Annotated in this window: 11 protein-coding genes and 2 pseudogenes; 12 read left to right on the forward strand and 1 reads right to left on the reverse strand. The window is 51.9% G+C overall.

Going from position 1 to position 19012, the window contains the following annotated elements:
• Nucleotides 1–45: 45 nt before the first annotated feature.
• From UNDYM_RS11510 to UNDYM_RS11565, 12 genes and pseudogenes are all read left to right on the forward strand, one after another.
• Nucleotides 46–363 (forward strand): annotated as a pseudogene (locus tag UNDYM_RS11510) (helix-turn-helix domain-containing protein); the annotation flags it as partial.
• Nucleotides 364–601: 238 nt separating this feature from the next.
• Nucleotides 602–928 carry a type II toxin-antitoxin system HigB family toxin gene (locus tag UNDYM_RS11515; protein WP_232063984.1) on the forward strand — a complete coding sequence of 109 codons (327 nt, stop codon included), beginning with the start codon at nt 602–604 and terminating at the stop codon, nt 926–928.
• Between the two features lies 1 nt (nt 929).
• Nucleotides 930–2165: an ImmA/IrrE family metallo-endopeptidase gene (locus tag UNDYM_RS11520; RefSeq protein ID WP_162041151.1), complete on the forward strand. Its 1236-nt coding sequence runs from the start codon at nt 930–932 to the stop codon at nt 2163–2165.
• Between the two features lie 13 nt (nt 2166–2178).
• Complete coding sequence (locus UNDYM_RS11525) at nt 2179–3306, forward strand: beta family protein (protein WP_162041152.1); 1128 nt, start codon at nt 2179–2181, stop codon at nt 3304–3306.
• Between the two features lie 665 nt (nt 3307–3971).
• Nucleotides 3972–4850, forward strand: coding sequence for a WYL domain-containing protein (locus UNDYM_RS11530; RefSeq protein WP_162041153.1), 879 nt, complete (start codon nt 3972–3974; stop codon nt 4848–4850).
• Nucleotides 4851–4861: 11 nt separating this feature from the next.
• The gene (locus UNDYM_RS11535) at nt 4862–6412 is read left to right on the forward strand and encodes a class I SAM-dependent DNA methyltransferase (RefSeq protein WP_162041154.1); all 1551 of its coding nucleotides are present in this window, start codon (nt 4862–4864) and stop codon (nt 6410–6412) included.
• Entirely contained in the window at nt 6402–7742 is a 1341-nt protein-coding gene (locus UNDYM_RS11540) for a restriction endonuclease subunit S (RefSeq protein WP_162041155.1), read from the forward strand. Before UNDYM_RS11535 ends, UNDYM_RS11540 begins: the two co-directional genes overlap by 11 nt.
• 4 nt (nt 7743–7746) lie before the next feature.
• Nucleotides 7747–8790 (forward strand): hypothetical protein, encoded by a 1044-nt coding sequence (locus UNDYM_RS11545; RefSeq protein ID WP_162041156.1) that lies wholly within the window; start codon nt 7747–7749, stop codon nt 8788–8790.
• A gap of 34 nt (nt 8791–8824) precedes the next feature.
• Nucleotides 8825–11977, forward strand: coding sequence for a type I restriction endonuclease subunit R (locus tag UNDYM_RS11550; protein WP_162041157.1), 3153 nt, complete (start codon nt 8825–8827; stop codon nt 11975–11977).
• A 120-nt stretch (nt 11978–12097) separates the two neighbouring features.
• A complete protein-coding gene (locus tag UNDYM_RS11555; protein WP_162041158.1) occupies nt 12098–12634 on the forward strand; it encodes a DUF262 domain-containing protein in 537 nt (178 codons plus the stop codon).
• Nucleotides 12613–13578, forward strand: a complete 966-nt coding sequence (locus UNDYM_RS11560) for a hypothetical protein (RefSeq protein WP_162041159.1) — start codon at nt 12613–12615, stop codon at nt 13576–13578. Before UNDYM_RS11555 ends, UNDYM_RS11560 begins: the two co-directional genes overlap by 22 nt.
• Nucleotides 13575–15557, forward strand: a complete 1983-nt coding sequence (locus UNDYM_RS11565; protein WP_162041160.1) for a DUF262 domain-containing protein — start codon at nt 13575–13577, stop codon at nt 15555–15557. Before UNDYM_RS11560 ends, UNDYM_RS11565 begins: the two co-directional genes overlap by 4 nt.
• Before the next feature lie 310 nt (nt 15558–15867).
• Here UNDYM_RS11565 and UNDYM_RS11570 read toward each other — a convergent pair.
• Nucleotides 15868–19007: pseudogene (locus tag UNDYM_RS11570) on the reverse strand (error-prone DNA polymerase).
• Nucleotides 19008–19012 lie beyond the last annotated feature (5 nt).

Genomic DNA, 19012 nt, shown 5'->3' on the forward strand with positions numbered 1-19012 from the left:
CGTTTAGCACACAATCCTACTTATCTTGATGAGTGGGGAGTAGGAGTGATTGACGTGGCATTACTAGGTATTATTCGACGCTGGCACATTCGTGACCAGATTCCATTACAGAAGATCGCCAGACGACTGGGCATCTCTCGCAACACTGTCCGGCGTTATCTGCGCTCTGAAGTCACAGAGCCTGCCTATGCGGAGCGACAAACGACTAGTGCGATTGACAAATACGCATTGCAGCTCTCAAGCTGGCTTAAAACCGAAGTAGGTAAAAATCGGAAGCAACGACGCAGCTTAAAACAGCTTCATCTTGATCTGAAAGAACTGAGAATTGAAGGGTCGTATGACCGGGTGGCGGCCTTCGCCAGGTAGTTGAAGGTGGATCAAACTGATAGGGACAATTCAGCTAGCAAACGAACACAGATTTTGCATTTAGTAAATGTTGTGCTGCCAGTCAGGGTAACTGTGAACCAGACCAAATTCTTGACCATCTTAGTGCGCCGCTAGGGACGATTCGGGCACCTTGCCGGTGTGGCAATTTCGCCGAATATACAACGCAATCCTTGACGTTTGATCCCAAATCGGTAACACTGTATTTGTTCCCGTAATGGGATTCGAAATTCGAACCATTTTTGGGAGCGCGGTTTTCATGAGGGTTGTTGGACTTGGTGTGCTTTCTGCCTTTTGTGACAAGCATGCAGACTGTCGAAAGTGGATATCGAACTGGATTGCCGATGCTCAGGCCAGTCAGTGGACGACTAGCCACGATATCAAAGAAAGATATCCGTCCGCCAGCTTTTTGGCGACAAACATTGTCATTTTTAATGTGCGCGGCAACGAGTACCGTATGGAAATCCAAGTGGCTTACAACGCGGGCGTGGTCTCCATAAAGTGGGTGGGCACGCATGACCAGTACACGAAGCGGATGCGTTGATATGGAATATAGAATTCTCAAAAGCGAAACTGAACACCAAACTGCATTGCAAGAAGTAGAGAGTCTTGTTGCCCTTGACCCAGAGACAGGATCGCTGGATGGTGATCGCCTCGCTTTGCTTGCACTATTAATTGAAGATTACGAAAAACGTGCGTATCAATTCGAGGCACTTGACCCAATCGAGATCATTGAATTTAGGATGGCTGAGCAAGGACTTCGGCAGAAAGACCTTGTGCCACTCTTGGGTAGCAGAAGTCGGGTATCTGAAGTATTGGGTGGCAAACGACCTCTTACCGTGCAAATGATTCGCGCATTGTCAAGCGGCCTTGGAATTCCTGCAGATGCGCTGATCGGGAGAGAACCAAACACCGCATCGCATAACGGCGAGAGCAACGTCGAAGAGATTGATTGGAAGCGTTTTCCGTACCGGGAGATGGAAAGGCGTGGATGGTTCAGCGCGGCGAAAATCAGCGGAAAGAATGCGGAAGAAATGCTTCGCTCCTTCCTCGCCCAGATCGTCCCTAGCCGTCAAGCGCCAATCATGTTCAGACGCAGGTTTCGGGGTGATAAACTTGATGAAAAGGCGTATTATTCAACACTGGCATGGACAGCTCGGGTATTGATGCGCGCTAAAGAAGTTGAGAACGATTTGCCTCGATTTGATCCCGCTAAAATTTCTGCTGATACGCTGCGCGACCTCGCGCGACTAAGTTGGTTTAGTAATGGACCGCGCTTGGCAGTCGAATTTCTTTCGAAGTGCGGCATTGTAGTGATCGTCGAACCTCGGTTGCCAAACGCGGTAATAGATGGTGCGGCAATGCTGTCGGAGTGGGGGAAGCCGGTGATTGGCCTCACACTACGGATTGACCGGACTGACTATTTTTGGTTCACCCTTATGCATGAGGTCGTGCATGTATGGAAACACCTTAATACGACCGATGAAGCATTTATTGATCGAGTAGAGAGAATTGCAAGCACTGAGAAGAACGAGCAAAAAGAGAATGAAGCAAACCGTATAGCCCGCGATTCTTTTATTCGCCGCGCAGTCTGGGAACGTTCCTCGGCGAGGCTTGCGCCCACACATCAAAGCATTCAGGAACTTGCGGATAGCCTGCATATTCACCCTGCAATTGTGGCTGGACGAATTCAATTTGAGAGCGGGCACTATGAGAATTTCCGTGAATTTTTAGAGCAAGGATTGGTACAACAGCACTTCAATGAAGTCTTTATGACGTAGGCAGGAGATATCGATGGATAGTCGCTCAGTTTATGTGCCGTTGGTTAAGGGCAAAAGGAATGATTTAGTGGCCGTAGGAAAGGTCAACAATGACGTGCGTCAATTGATGAAGCCATTCGTTGAGGCGATGCCGATCAATCCCAAAAAGCCTTTTGTGGAAGAGCATGTACACAAACTGTGCGGGTACATTCGAAAGCACTTGCCAATGGGAGATATTTTTGTCGATTTCTTTGGTTTGATGCCGGATGCAGTTATTCCGGACGGTACAAATGCTATTCTCCACGGATTTGCGTTGCTCAAAGCGTTCGGTCGCCCTGTTACCCCTGCATTTGGTTTTGAGCGTAACGACAATTTGTGGGATGCGCTTGGCACAATTGCCCGTGATTTTGACAAGGGATTTTGCTTTCGCCTATCCCGCGACGATCTCGCGGAATACCTTTTTGATGACGTATGGGCGCTAATCATTGAGCGTACAGCCCAGATGCGATTGCCTCAAGACAAAATCGATTTGCTATTAGATTTGCGACACATCGATGACGACGACAATACGAATCTTGCCGAGAGTGTAGTCTCCTTCCTATTTCATAATCCCAATGTTGCCGGATATAGATCAATCATTGTCGCCGGGTCGTCTGCGCTGAAAACGGTAAGTGACATTGAAAAGGATAATGTCGGCGAGGTGATTCGCCAGGAGCTGCATCTTTGGTCAACTCTATGGAGAGATATGCCGGATACGGTTAAACCGACATTTGGGGATTACGGCGTAATTCATCCTGATTTCAGCGATCAGAATGCAAGTCTAAAAGTGAATGCCAAGATTCGTTACACAGCAGGCGACAAGATCATATATTTCCGGGGGCATGGTCTTCATCGCCCAGTCAAGGATTATGACCAATACCATGACATAGCTGCTCGTGTAACTTCAGATCGTCGGTACGTTGACCGGTCGCGTAGCTTCGGCGACGCGTATATCGATGATTGCGCCAAGCGCCTCATCAAACCTGGTTCGCTCGGAACGTGGGTCGTCGCAGATATGAATCATCACGTGTGTTATACGGCACGCCAATTGGCCCGTCTCACTCAAGAGTTGGCATCGGTGGCGACTGAAGGTGAAGCTGATATTGCCCTTGCTGCCGTTTAGAACTTTCTTACGTTACTGGCATTCTTCCGACGCAAATTGCGAACACCTTTTGCCATTTCGGAATTTAGGCAAAATGCTCGTATTTAATCCGATTAGTACAGATGTTGCCAAGTGTGCAGCAAGCCTGAGACTCGCAAGAACTGCGCCATCGCGGTCGCAGACTTTAGGGGTTCGTGATCCAATTTCTTCATTTGAAAGTTTTCTAACTCCCACTTGCAAGGCTTGCCAGCGGTCGTGATAAGACTTGGCTTCCGTACCTTGCTCTTCCAAGAAGGGCAAGACTTTGCCATTAAACAGATCTGCTGTGGTAAAAGGTGTCTTCGTGGTGTACAGCTTGGCAGCTGGGCGCTATCCCCCGCAGGGTGTGGAGCTATTCAGAAATGGAAAAATCATCCGAGAACGGTTGACCCCGAATATTAGAGCAGGAATTGGACCGAATCCGCGACCGCACTCAGAACCAGAATGGCAACATTTCGGCTTTGAAGTCACGGCTTCGATGATTTGTCAGGTTTGAGTACTTGCTCAGACATAAGTAATTGCGCATAATGTAATCAATTTGATGATGCCGACCACCTAGCCATGAGCGAAAATTCTGTATCTTTTTTGTTTGACCGTCGTTTCTTATAGATGACGAGTGCGGTTATGCACCCCAACGCGTCGAAAGTATGAGTCACGCCCAGCGTGAACGCTTGGCGTATATCGACTTCCGTCTGTACTTTATGGGTGAGATCGGTAGACCTGATCTGGCAAGTCGCTTTGGGGTGGCCCCTGCGGGCGCAACTCGGGATCTCGCACTTTATCGAGAGATTGCTCCGCAGAACATCGAGTTTGACGGTAGCAGCAAGATCTATCGAATAGGCAAAGAGTTCGGTTCTTTGTTTAACCATATTCCGCAGCGTGTGTTGTCAGCGCTTTCGCTTGGATTTGGTGATGGTGTGAATGGCGACGCGTGGCCAATGCTACCGTGCGAATCCCCGGCTGTTTTAAGCAGTCCGCGTATAGAGGTCCTTGCTTCGATTTGCCGGGCCATTCATGCCAAGCGTCCAATAGCAGTTCGATATCACTCGCTTAGCAGAGGTGATTCTGACCGCGTGATCGTGCCATTCGCGCTGGTTGATACAGGCCTACGCTGGCATGTTCGAGCTTTTGATCGCAAGAGCAGCGAGTTCCGCGACTTCGTCGTCACCCGCATCGAAGCGCCGACTTTGGTTGATGAGGAACCCAAAGCCAACGAGCGCCCTGAGAACGACATTCAGTGGACGCGGATTGTGGAGTTGGACTTGGTGCCGCCCCCGCGCCTTGCTCGCCCAGAGATCATCAGGATGGACTACGGAATGGCTGATAGCTCGATACGCATGCGTGTGCGCGCTGCGTTCGCGGACAATATGCTGCTTCGGTGGAGCGTAGACGCGTCGCCGGATCACAGTCTTAGAGAAGAACAGTACCGTCTGTGGCTCAGCGATCCGCTGGCCTTGTACGGGGTAGAGAACGCCAAGCTCGCGCCAGGATATCAAGCCCCCGCCGCGAAGACAGCACACAAATAGGACAAGACACGATGGCAACTAACGACACAAACAAGAATGGCGGTAATCTCGGCTTCGAGGCTGATATGTTCAAAGCAGCCGACAAGCTGCGCGGCAATATGGAGCCGTCCGACTACAAGCACGTCGCGCTTGGACTCATCTTCCTGAAGTACATCTCGGACGCCTTCGAAGCGCGGCACAAGGCGTTGCTGGCTGAAGATCCTCACGCGGCCGAGGACAAGGATGAGTACCTTGCCGACAACGTGTTTTGGGTTCCCAAGGATGCCCGCTGGTCTCACTTACAAGCCAACGCCAAGCTCCCGACGATCGGGACGTTGATTGATGACGCAATGCGCGCCATCGAAAAAGATAACGAGTCCCTCAAGGGCGTGCTTCCCAAGGACTACGCGCGGCCTGCGCTCAACAAGGTGATGCTCGGCGAGCTGATCGACCTGATCTCTGGTATTGCGCTCAATAAAGAGGGCCATGCATCGCGTGACATCCTCGGCCGTGTCTACGAATACTTCCTTGGCCAGTTCGCCGGTGCCGAAGGCAAGCGCGGCGGCGAGTTCTACACGCCGCGTTCAGTGGTTCGTGTAATGGTGGAAATGCTGGAGCCCTACCAAGGCCGCATCTATGACCCGTGCTGCGGCTCGGGCGGGATGTTTGTCCAGTCCGAGAAGTTTGTGCAGGAGCATGGCGGGCGTATTGGTGACATCGCCATCTATGGACAGGAATCGAACTATGTTACGTGGCGTCTGGCCAAGATGAACCTCGCTGTGCGCGGCATTGACTCCGACATCCGCTGGAACAATGATGGCAGCTTTCACAAGGACGAGTTGCGCGACCTCAAGGCCGACTATATCCTCGCCAATCCACCGTTCAATATTTCCGACTGGGGTGGCGACCGTCTGCGAGAAGACGTCCGTTGGAAGTTCGGCGCGCCGCCTGTGGGCAACGCCAACTATGCGTGGCTTCAGCACATCTACCACCACCTCGCCCCAAATGGTACGGCAGGCGTAGTGCTGGCCAACGGCTCGATGAGTTCCAACCAGTCCGGCGAAGGCGACATCCGCAAGGCGATGCTCGAGGCTGACGCAGTGGATTGCATGTTGGCGCTACCTGGGCAGCTCTTTTACTCCACGCAGATTCCTGCCTGCCTGTGGTTCCTGGCTCGCAACAAGTACCCCAGCAAGGGCCTGCGCGATCGGCGCGGTCAAGTGCTGTTCATCGACGCCCGCAAGCTGGGCGTGCTGGTGGATCGCACCCGGCGAGAACTCACCGATGAGGAAGTTAAGAAGATCGCCGACACCTATCACGCTTGGCGGGGCGAAGAAGGCGCGGGCGAGTACGCCGATGTAGCGGGCTTCTGCAAGTCAGCTTCGATGGATGATATCCGTAAGCATGGCCATGTTCTGACGCCAGGTCGTCACGTTGGTGCGGCGGATGTGGAAGACGATGGCGAACCCTTCGAGGAAAAGATGGCGCGGCTGTCCTCTCAATGGCGCGAGCTACGGGCAACAGCGGCCAAGCTTGATGCTACGGTTGAGGCCAATTTGAAGGAGCTGGGCTATGGCGAATGACTGGCGTGATGTTTCGCTCGGTGACCTCTTCAAGGTCAAACACGGATTCGCCTTCAAAGGCGAATTTTTCACCGAAGAACCGCAAGACACAGTTCTTGTTACACCCGGCAATTTCGCTATTGGCGGAGGATTTCAAGACGGAAAGCGCAAGTACTACATTGGCCCGGTGCCTGAGGATTACGTTTTAAAGCCTGGGCAAGTTGCCGTGACGATGACAGACCTTAGCAAGGAGTCTGATACCCTAGGATATGCCGCGAGCATTCCGGATGACTCAAACATCTGGCTGCACAATCAACGCGTTGGCTTGCTCGAGTTCAAATCTGTCGTACCAACGTCGCCACGTTTCATTCAATACCTATTACGTACGCACGAATATCGTTCTTGGATTGTAGGTTCCGCAACGGGTACAACGGTAAAGCACACGTCGCCTGGTCGAATTGAGAGCTTTGTAACGCGAATTCCACCCATTGAAGAACAATGCGCCATCGCGCACATCCTCGGCTCGCTCGACGACAAAATCGAACTAAACCGGCGCGCGAACGAGACGCTGGAGGCGATGGCAAGAACCTTGTTCAAAGCATGGTTCGTGGACTTTGAGCCAGTGCGCGCTAAGCTGGAGGGGCGCTGGCTGCGTGGCCAATCTTTACCCGGCCTGCCAGCGCACCTCTACGACCTTTTTCCCAGCGGGCTTTCTGAATCGGAGCTGGGGGATATTCCTGTAGGTTGGGAGATTGGCAGTTTTTATGATGCTGTTGAAATTATCGGAGGTGGAACACCGAAAACTTCGGTCAGCGAATACTGGGATGGCGAAATTCCGTGGTTTTCAGTCGTGGATACGCCTGCGGCGAGCGATGTCTTCGTTGTTCAAACAGAAAAGTCGATTACCCAGGCCGGGTTGAATGGTAGTTCGGCGCGGCTGATTACCAAAGGCACGACGATCATATCCGCGCGAGGAACTGTTGGTAATTTAGCTATCGCAGGGTGTGAAATGGCATTCAACCAATCGTGCTATGCGCTCCTGGGTAAGAACGGTTCGGGAAGTTACTTCGTATTTTTATTTGCGCAGCGCATGGTTGAACAGCTTAAAGCAATGGCACATGGCTCCGTGTTCTCGACGATTACGCGGCAAACATTCGAAGCAGTGCGAACTGTGCTTCCGCCAGAAAACGTGCTTCAACAATTCGAGCAAAGTGCGGCTAGTCTGCTCGATGCAATTTTCGGCAACGTCAACGAATCTCGTTCCCTCGCCCAACTGCGCGATACCCTTTTGCCCAAACTCATCTCTGGCGAGCTGCGTGTGCCGGATCCCGAGAGAATTGCTGGAGTTTGATTCAATGAAACTTCAGCTTGATCCAAATATATACGATGCATGCCCGCCATACAACGATTGGCTAGATGAGCAATATTCAGAACAGTCAGGACCGCTTGATATCCTTGGTTATCAACCAAGGCCAAGTTTTGTCCTGTTTACCATGAGCCCGGATACCTATGAGGCTACTTTTTCTGACTTTGTACAACAGCGAGAAGAGGAGATAAAAGGATCTGTATGTAATCTCTTTCCATCCCCGATTGCATACTATTTTTATCGATTTGAAAACGGGTATGAGAACGATTTACAACGTCTCCACTTCCTTAGGGATACTTGGGAGTCCGTAATCGATATCCTACACGCGCTGGCGGTGGCCGAATCCAAGCATTGGCAAATTCCTCTAGTAGTTCCGCTGAAGTTTAAAGATCTGCTCACTGATAGTGTTGCAAAGAGACTTGAAAATATTGAGGGGATAGTAAATCAGTTAGGTGCAAGTGGCATTACTTCAAGCGTCGCTCAAATATCTCCGACAGCGATTCTCAATGCGATGAGAGACCTCAATCAATCACGTAACGCGTTCTCTCACAGCTCGGCACAATCCGAGGCACAGGCGCGAAATTGGATAAGTGAATGTTATGTTGATGTTTTGGAAGTTCTGGCTGGTTTAGATGCCCTAGAAGACATTCAGATTGTTCGATATTTAAGTCAGGTTGATGGAACCACACTTCGATGCGAAGTTTTCAGGGGTCACAGCTCTACCAGAACAATCCAAAATATAAAAATTAGCCACGAGCAAATGGTCGCTTCAGCTAAATATTTTCAGCAAGGTCAGATGCTTGTCATCGCGGGCGGGCTAATTTTCGGACTTCGCCCGATGATTCACTTTCGTGAGGATGGTGTCGGACACACGACACGCCTCTGTATTTTTAGAAAAACTCGCGGGGATGCTCTGGATAGGCGCTTTGAGTACGAAGTGGTCGGCGAAGCTGTGCGTCAAGAAGAGAATCGTGCAAATTTCTCCGCAGAATTGAATGAGCTGCGTGCGCTATTTGATTTAGGAGCGGACTAGCAATGTGCAAACTTAATGGGGCAGGAGAAAAGTGATGGCATTTTTGTCGGAGGCAGCCCTTGAGCTGGCACTTCTGGAGCAATTGGTGGGGCTGGGATACAGCATCGAACGCGAGGAGGATATCGGCCCCGATGGACATCGCCCGGAACGCGAGAGTCACGATGAGGTAGTGCTGAAGAAGCGATTCGAGAACGCCGTTGCGTTGCTCAATCCAGGCTTGCCAGCGGAGGCGCGCCAGGATGCCATCCGCAAGGTGATGCAGTCGGAGCTGCCGTCATTGCTTGAAGAGAATCGCCGCATCCACAAGTTATTGACTGAAGGCGTGGACGTCGAATATTACGCCACCGACGGCACTCTGACTGCAGGCAAGGTATCGCTTATCGATTTTGAGAGGCCAAAACAGAATGACTGGTTGGCCGTAAGCCAGTTCGTGGTCATTGCCGGACAGTATAACCGTCGTACTGACGTGGTCATCTTCGTGAATGGGCTACCTCTTGGCGTGATCGAGTTGAAAGCGCCAGGGAGCGGCAATGCGACCTTGGTCGGCGCATTCAACCAAATGCAGACCTACAAGAAGCAGATATCGGCGCTTTTCCATACCAACGCGCTGCTGGTGACTTCAGATGGAATTACCGCTCGGGTCGGCTCGCTGTCCGCCGATTTGGAACGCTTTATGCCCTGGCGCACGACCGACGGCACGGACGTTGCCCCTAAGGGTTCTCCAGAACTTTCGACGCTAGTCGAGGGCGTTTTTGAACAACGGCGCCTGCTCGACCTGCTGTGCTACTTCACGGTGTTTGGGGAAACTGGCTCAGGCTTGGCGAAGATTATTGCTGGCTATCACCAGTTTCACGCGGTGCGACACGCGGTCAACAGCACAGTGACTGCGTCCGCCCCCGGAGGCAACCAGCGGGTCGGCGTGATTTGGCACACACAAGGTTCCGGAAAAAGCCTACTGATGGCGTTCTACGCTGGGCAATTGGTCAAGCACCCAAAGATGGCCAACCCAACCCTGGTGGTGCTGACTGACCGGAACGACCTCGACGATCAACTGTTTGCGACTTTTTCAATGTGCCGCGATTTGATTCGCCAGACACCGGTGCAGGCAGACAGCCGCGAGGACTTGCAGAAGCACTTGGCACGTGCATCCGGTGGGGTTATTTTCACCACGTTGCAGAAATTTGGCGAGACCAGCCAGGCGCTGACTGATCGACGCAACGTGATCGTGATTGCGGATGAAGCCCATCGCAGTCAATATGGCTTCAGAGCCAAGGTGGACGCGAAGACCGGAGAAATTTCCTACGGCTTCGCCAAGTACATGCGCGATGCCCTACCCAACGCATCGTTTATTGGCTTCACAGGCACGCCCATCGAAGCCGATGACGTTAACACCCCAGCGGTGTTCGGCAACTACATCGACGTGTACGACATTAGCCGCGCCGTCGAAGATGGTGCGACCGTGCCGATTTACTACGAATCACGGCTTGCGCGCATTGAGCTGGACGACGACGAGAAACCCAAGATCGACGCCGAGGTGAACGAACTTACGGAGGACGATCCGGAGGTCGAGCAGGAGCGCTTTAAGAAGAAGTGGTCAACTGTTGAAGCCTTGGTCGGCAGTGACAAGCGGCTGGGCTTGGTTGCCAAGGACATGGTCACTCACTTTGAGGATCGCGTGGCGGCCCTGGATGGGAAGGCGATGGTGGTTTGTTTGAGCCGTCGCATCTGCGTGAAGCTGTACGACGAAATCGTGAAATTACGCCCGGACTGGCATAGTGCCGATGACAACGCGGGCGCTGTCAAAATCGTGATGACGGGCGCGGCGAGTGATCCGCAGGAGTGGCAACAGCATATCGGGAACAAGGCGCGGCGTGATTTGCTGGCCAAGCGCGCCCGTGCCCCCAAAGACCCACTAAAGCTGGTGATCGTTCGGGATATGTGGTTGACCGGCTTTGACGCACCGTGCATGCACACGATGTACGTGGACAAGCCGATGCAAGGCCACGGATTGATGCAGGCGATTGCACGCGTGAACCGTGTGTTTCGCGACAAGCCTGCAGGGTTGATCGTGGACTACATCGGCATCGCGCAGAACCTCAAGTCTGCCCTGCAACAGTATTCCAAGAACGACCAGGAGAACACTGGCGTCGATGAAGCGCAGGCCGTCGCTGTGATGATAGAGAAGTACGAGGTGGTGCGAGATATGTACCACGGCTTCGACTACGCATCCGCGATGAGCGGAACGCCACAAGAGCGACTGGCGATGATGGCGGGAGCTATCGAGTGGATTCTCGATCTACAGCAGAAATTGGCAGCAAAGGAAAAGACAGCGGAAGGTAAGAAGAACGCACATCGCCGCTATCAGGACGCGGTGTTGTCTCTGGCCAAGGCGTTCTCACTTGCATCGGCATCTGACGAGGCTCGCGAGATCCGGGAGGAAGTCGGTTTCTTCCAGGCGATCCGAGCGGCGCTAGTCAAGACTAGCACAGGTTCTGGTGTAACCCAGCAAGAGCGCGAGTTGGCGATCCAGCAAATCGTCAGCCGTGCGGTGGTCTCGACCGAGATTGTTGACATCCTGGCTGCTGCAGGCATCAAGAGCCCGGACATCTCCATCCTGTCCGATGAATTCCTGGCTGAAGTTCAGCAGATGGAGCGCAAGAACCTCGCGCTTGAGGCATTGCGCAAATTGATCAACGACGGCATTCGCTCACGGAGTAAGTCCAACGTCGTGCAGACCAAGGCCTTCTCGGAGCGGCTGGAAGACGCGGTGGCCCGTTACCACGCCAATGCAATCACGACTGCCGAGGTGCTGCAGGAACTGATCCGGCTTGCCAAAGACATTCGGGCCGCGCGCCAGCGTGGCGAAGAGCAAGGCTTATCCGAGGATGAAATCGCCTTCTACGACGCGCTGGCCGAGAACGAGAGCGCCATTCAAATGATGGGTGACGACAAACTAAAACTCATCGCACACGAGTTGTTGGTCAGTTTGCGCGAGAACGTATCGGTGGATTGGGCGCATCGTGATTCTGCCCGCGCACGCATGCGAGTTTTGGTGAAACGTATTTTGCGCAAGTATGGCTACCCACCTGATCTGCAAGACGCGGCCGTGCAAACGGTACTGCAGCAGGCTGAAGCGTTGTCACCGACGTGGACGGTGTCGAGGTCCGCCGGTAGTAACGGTAAATGATTCGAGGGGAGGTCTGATGACAAAACAAATTAAACAATCAGCGTCTGTCATGGCCTCCCTCATCATTAGGCAGACCAAGCTTACGCGGGAGTTGCTTCTGTTCGACAGGATTCTGCTTGTATGAACGACAACTCTAAGCAGTCCCCTGTACGTGTGAAAGTCAGGAGTTTTTCGGATTTATTCGGGAAATCGAAGCATCCGTATGCGGTGGATACATATCAGCGGGGATTTGTCTGGAATGATGAAAAGATTCGGCAACTTGCCGATGACTTGGCTGACTACCAGAAAGCGCCTGATCCGAAGCCACCGTACTATATGGGCACGATACTTGTACATTTTCATGCTCAAAAGAAAAAACGTTTCATCATAGATGGCCAGCAGCGGCTGACGGCTTTGTGCGTGCTGTATCAGCAGTTGCAGGGCTGCTTGCCTGAGAAATGTGCACTGACATACTCGCCGCAGTCGGCCCGTCGCATTCGTTGCGCTGCTGGTATTTTTCGGGAGCACTTAAACCTCCCCAACCCTGACATCTTCCGGCAAATCGTCTTCACGGTGATTAGCGTGAATCGAGTGGATCTGGCTTTTACTTTTTTTGACACGCAAAACAACCGGGGGTTCCGCTTCATGCCACGGACTTGCTCAAAGCCTACCACTTGAGGGCGATCGATGGCGAAACAACAGAACGGAAGGAAGCACTTCAAACGCTGTGTGCACGACGATGGGAAGGTATCCAGCAGGGTGCGCCGGTGATGTCGCATGACCAAGAATTTGCACCTAGTCTTTTTACAAAATTCCTCTGGCGTGCCCGCTACTGGACCGGCGGTCGTGTTAATAACGGCGGTCACGATGCACTTATGGAGGAGTTCCAGAAACAGACTTGGGCGCCAGATGGTGACAATGCCACCATTCCGCTCTACCGTTCGCGGAATAATAGGCTTGGCAAAGCACTTTCGCTCACGCGCGATGGGCACAGTGAAATTCACACCAATCGCATTTCGCTGAGCCCCAACGCCGAGGATTTACCCTTTGCAATCCGACAGCCGATTCACAAGGGTATTGGCTTTTTTCTCTACGCAGATAAGTATTCCGCTCTCCTGCGCCGCTTAGTGCACGAACCTACTGAATCATCCGAAGTGTTGCGCTATCGTTTGGTTTACGAGAAGTTGTTAATGGCAAACTCGATTTTCCTGCGAGAGGTTTTTTTGTTGGCTTCGCTGATGTACTTCGATCAGTTTGGGGATGAGCGGATGTGGGAGTTCTCGCTTTGGCTCGAGCACGCGTTGGGCGCAATTCGGTTAGATAAGCAGCAAGTTCGATATGAGGCGGCACAAAATTTTGTCAGGCAGGACCCCAACAACCCGGGCAATCTGAATTTGCTCGATGTCATTTCAACCGGCTTCCGACCAGAGCAGATTATCGGCCACTTAAAAATGCACCACGCACACAGTGAGATCTATGCGAGTGAATCCATTGAGGTAGGGAAAGGTGTGCAGGGAAGGTACAAAAAAGCGGTGCTAGCCTACTTTGAACAAACAAAACGTACATCACTTGGCGGCAAGAATAAATGGATCGTTGAAAAGCTTAAAGAGGGTGCAGCATGAAGATCGCTTCCGAGCTTTACAGTTTGACAGAAATCGTCGAGGAAAGCCCCCACTGGCACTTCAACATTCCAATTTATCAGCGCTTGTATGTTTGGGGTGAAGATCAGGTACTTACGCTACTGAATGACCTAGTGAATGCCTATGAACGAGGTGAGGATTTATTTTTTCTCGGTGGCACCCTGCTGGTTGAGCAATTCGGTGTTTCAGGGCGACACTTTGATCTCATCGACGGACAGCAGCGATTCACGACACTGTGGATGCTTTGCCAAGCATGGCAAGAAGCTTTGAAACCGTTCCTAACGGTAACGGAAGACACACGCACGCAGACGCGACTAAAGTTCGCCATTCGGCCCGAAGTCAATCACTTTTTAGAAACATTGACTTTTGGATCGCGCGGACAGCCAATAGCTGTAGACGAAGCTACCAAACGGATGCGAACTGCGCTTGATCTAATGAAGTCTGTTTTTGAGAGGCGCCCCCTGCCGAAAGATGTGAGAAGCAAAGAGGCGCATTTAACTGGATTGACGGATTTTGTTTTTGGCAAGGTGCAGTTTGTAATCACCACGGTTCCTCGCGAGACCGACTTAAACAAACTATTCGAGGTTATCAACAATCGCGGGGTGCAGCTTCAGCATCATGAGATTCTCAAGGCAAGGATGCTAGACGCGTTGACTGAGTCCGAACGTGGCCCGTACGCTGTGCTCTGGGAGGCTTGTGCAGACATGGATAGTTTTATCGAGCGTAACCTTGTTGGACTTTCGGGGCTATCGGCAAGTGAGGTCACAGGATTCTATGAGCGCGGTGAATTTAGTAATTTAGAATTCATTCGTCTGGCGCTGAGTAAAAAAATGCACAGCCAGAGTAATCTTCATGCGTTGAACTTGGAAAGTATTCTGAAAGATTTGGGACAGCCTGCGACATCCGATGCTGATAGCGAAATGGAGGATGGTGATCCGACATGGGTGCGAAGTATTTTTGGGTTTCCACTCTTTTTACAGCATACGTTGCGAATTTGGCTTTTAGAAAATAAACAGGGTGACTTACCTCGTTTGCTTGACCGAGAGCTTTTGACTCTGTTTGACGAACATTTTTTCCAAGATTCGCTAAAACGGGCAGAGGATGTACGCTCGTTCATTGAATTGCTCTGGAGGCTGCGCGTTATCTTCGATATTCACTTTATTAAGTGGATCGATCAAGGCGAAGAGGAAGTGCATCTGATTAGCAACATCAGCGTTAGTACAAGCAGTGGGAAGCGATACGTAAGCAGGTCGCGCGAGACCGATTCCCATCGGGGATTTTCGCTTTTGCAGAGTATGCTTTATCACTCCCAGGAAATCACGACGCAGTATTGGGTGACCCCATTATTGTTGTATATGTACCGCAATCCAGGCGAGAAGACAGAAACACAAGTCACAAAGGCAAAGCGCTATTTTGACTACCTTCGTCATCTCGACAATCACCTGCTAGGTTCTGCCGCTAATGAGTCCCTGGTGATTAGAACTCGCTCATTTATGGAAAAGCCTTGGCAGCGGCGTAACTTGGTCCATAAAACTGAGTTGATAAGTGCGAAAGGGGTGAAGTTTGCCCACTACTGGTTTTACAAATTAGAGTTTGTGCTTTGGTTTCAACGAACGCGTGAAACAGAGGGATGGAAGAAATTCCGTCTGACAGCAAAAAGCTCGGTCGAACATATCTCTCCACAGACACCGACCGAAAGGGATAGTAATCAAGTTGATCAAGCGCTTGACTGCATAGGCAATCTAGCACTTGTTTCTCGGAGTCTGAATTCAGAATATGGAAATTTGCCTTACAACGAGAAACGTCAACGGTTCCTCAACAAGAACAAGACGCGGATCGATTCGCTCAAGATGGATCTAATCTATGAGAACAAGCATTGGGGCGATAAGCAGGCGTTCGCTCATCAAAAGGAGATGATTGAGTGTCTAGAGAATTACTGCGGGAACACTCCAACGACATAAGCAACGGTCGAATTATGCTGTTTTAGGCAGTCCCATTGATCTGCTCCGCGACATGCATCCCGCCAGACACAGCATACCGAGCGTCTGCCCAAGCTTGCATCAAAGGACGACGCTGTTCCAGCAGATCAGTCCTGTGATAAGTTGCCTCAACCATATTTTCTACTTGATATGCAAGCGAGCGTTTAGCTGAATCATGAGAATGGCCACTCTCAACAATAAGATCATGATTATCCAACGCAATGAGGCATTATGGGTTGTTGAATGGTTGTGGAATCCAGCGACGGAAACAAATGAAATGTAGCAGTAACAGCTAACAAAAATCCCGACTCCTAGTTTCCAGCTCCCCAACAGATGCGACAAATCCACCAGCCGCATCGCAATCAGATGTTTCACATTATGTTGACTCTGCCAACGCCCATACACCCCAATGAGTGAAGCACCATAAATCTCCCTGCGAAACTGCTCAACGACACTCTGCCAGCAGATCACGTTGACATTCCCAGTCTCATCCTCAATCGTCAAAAACACCACGCCGTTCGCTGTCTGAGGCCGTTGTCGCACAATCACAATCCCGCATCCGCGTGCCAGCATGCCATCGGCACTGACATGCAGGACATTGGAACTCAGGAAACGCATTTTTTTTAGCTTCTCCCGCAGCAAAGCCAAGGGATGTCTTCCCAGCGTCAAGCCAAGACTGCGGTAATCCGCAACGATTGTTTCTCCTTCGCTTGGGGCAACCAGTTCGATGTGGTCTTCATGAACACTGGCATCTCGCAGCAGCCCCTTATCCGGGATGCTGACCGCCGATTGCCACATGGCTTGGCGTCTATTGCCTGCCAGAGATTCAAGAGCGTTGGCCTTGGCCAATGCCTGGATGTCATTTCTGTTCAGTCTGGCTCTGCTGGACAGGTCACTGACACTAGAGAATTGCTGAATTGCCCTGGCTTCTTCTATGCGCCAGGCAGCATCCTGTTTGAGACCACTGACATTGTTAAGGCCGAGCCTGACCGCTGGCTGCTTATTCGGTATAGGCTCCAGACTGGCATCCCAATTACTTATGCGTACATCTACCGGCCTGACGATGAGACCATGACGCTTGCCATCTTGAACCAAAGCTGACGCTGAGTAGAATCCCATTGGTAAGCTGTTTAACAGAGCGCAAAGGAATGCAGCAGGCTCATGGCATTTCAGCCAACTGCTTGCGTAGGCCAGTAAAGCAAAACTGGCCGCATGACTCTCTGGGAATCCATATTCAGCGAAGCCGCGTATCTGTCCTATGATGCCTACTGCAAATTCAGGCGCATATCCGCGCTCTTCCATACCTTCAGTGAGCTTTTGTTCAAACTGCTCCAGATTGCCTTTTTTCTTCCAGGCTGCCATGGCCCTTCGCAACGCATCGGCTTCACCGGCACTAAAGCCAGCCGCAACCATGGCAATTTGCATGACTTGTTCCTGGAAGATGGGCACACCTAATGTCCGGGACAGGACTTTTTCCATATCCTTGCTAGGATAAGTCACTTCTTCCATGCCTTGTCTGCGGCGCAGATAAGGTTGGATCATGCCGCCCTGGATCGGGCCTGGCCGGATGATGGCAACTTCGATGACCAGATCATAGTAAGTCCGTGGCAGTAGTCTTGGTAGCATGGACATCTGGGCCCGGCTCTCTATCTGGAACACACCTACCGTATCCGCTGCACAGATCATGTCGTATGTGGCTGGGTCTTCAGCCGGGATGTCCGATAACTCAAACCGTTCACCGCGCTGTTCTGACACCAGGTCAAGTGCCCGCCGGATGCAACTCAGCATGCCCAGGGCGAGGATATCAATCTTAAGGAGACCAATAGCGTCCAGGTCGTCTTTGTCCCACTGAACGACGCTACGGTTTTCCATGGCAGCGTTTTCTATGGGAACCAGACGGGAGAGTTTTTCATGGGAGATGACAAAACCTCCCGGATGCTGGGACATGTGGCGCGGGAACTTCATCATCTTGTCAGCGATATCGGACCACTTCTGGGCTATGTCTGACTCAGGATCGAAGCCACAGTCTGTCATGCGTTGTGCCAGGTTAGCGCTGCTCCAGCCATGGCGCGCTTTGGTGACTTTTTCTACAACAGACAGATCGATGCCCAAAGCTTTGCCAACATCACGCAGTACACTCTTTGGGCGGTAAGAGATGATCACGGCAGTCAGTGCCGCTCTCAGCCGTCCATACTTGTTGTAGATGTACTGAATCACTTCTTCACGCCGCTGATGTTCGAAGTCCACGTCTATGTCCGGCGGTTCGTTGCGCTCTTTTGAGATGAAGCGCTCAAACAGCATGGTTCCACGTGCCGGGTCCACCTCGGTGATGCCTAGGCAATAGCAGACAGTCGAATTGGCGGCGCTGCCACGCCCCTGGCAGAGAATGTTCTGACTGCGGGCGAAGCGCACGATGTCATACACCGTCAAGAAATAAGGTTCGTACTTGAGGTCCTCAATCAGCTTCAGTTCATATTCGAGCTGGAATTGCACAGTTTCGGGAATGCCAGCCGGGAAACGCCAGTTGGCACCTATATAGCTTTCGCGGCGCAAATAGCTTGTGACGGTTTCGCCTGCCGGAACAAATTCCTCGGGATACTCATACTTCAGTTCATCCAGGGAGAAGGTACACAGTCTGGCAACCCGCAAGGTTTCATCCAGTGCCTCCCGGTTATACAGGTTGCCGATGCGCAGCCGCGAGCGCAGGTGTTGTTCAGCATTGGATGCCAGTCGGTATCCGCATTGAGAGATTGGCAGTCCATGGCGGATCGCGGTCATGGTGTCTTGCACAGGTTTATAAGAGCGTACATGCATGCACACGTCACCTGTCGCCACTACGGGTAAGCCGTATTGTTCAGAAACAGCATAGACCACATCCTTGTGCCTGTCGTCCTTGGACCGGTTGTGCAGGCTCAACGCGATGCGGGCACGGCCTGGGCAGGTATGTACCAGCCAGGCTGCCTGCAATGCCAGTGTGCTGGCATCTACCCCATAGGTAGGGGCCAGGATCAATTGGCAGTCTGGCATGCCCTTTAAATGTACCAGGTCGCCTTTGGGATGGGCGATGTCCTCTGGCCTGATCAGGTAAGTACCTTTTTCTGCACGGGTACGACCGACCGTGATCAATTCGCACAGGTTCCCGTAGCCATTCTTGTTCATCGCCAGGATAATGAGATTGAAGGCTGGGGTATGGTTCTCTGGCGTCACCAGCATCTGGCTACCGATGATCAGGTGCAAGCCTAGCTTTTTGGCTTCCACGTGTGCTTTGACGACACCGGAGACACTGCATTCATCCGTGATGGCAATGGCCTGGTAGTCCAGTTTCGCTGCACGCTGGATCATGTCTTCCGGCGATGAGGCTCCGCGCAGGAAACTGTAGTGTGTAAAGGTCTGGAGCTCGGCATAAGCCGGTAGTAAAGATGAGGTCAGCATGGCAA

Source organism: Undibacterium sp. YM2 (assembly GCF_009937975.1).
Lineage (GTDB): Bacteria > Pseudomonadota > Gammaproteobacteria > Burkholderiales > Burkholderiaceae_D > Undibacterium.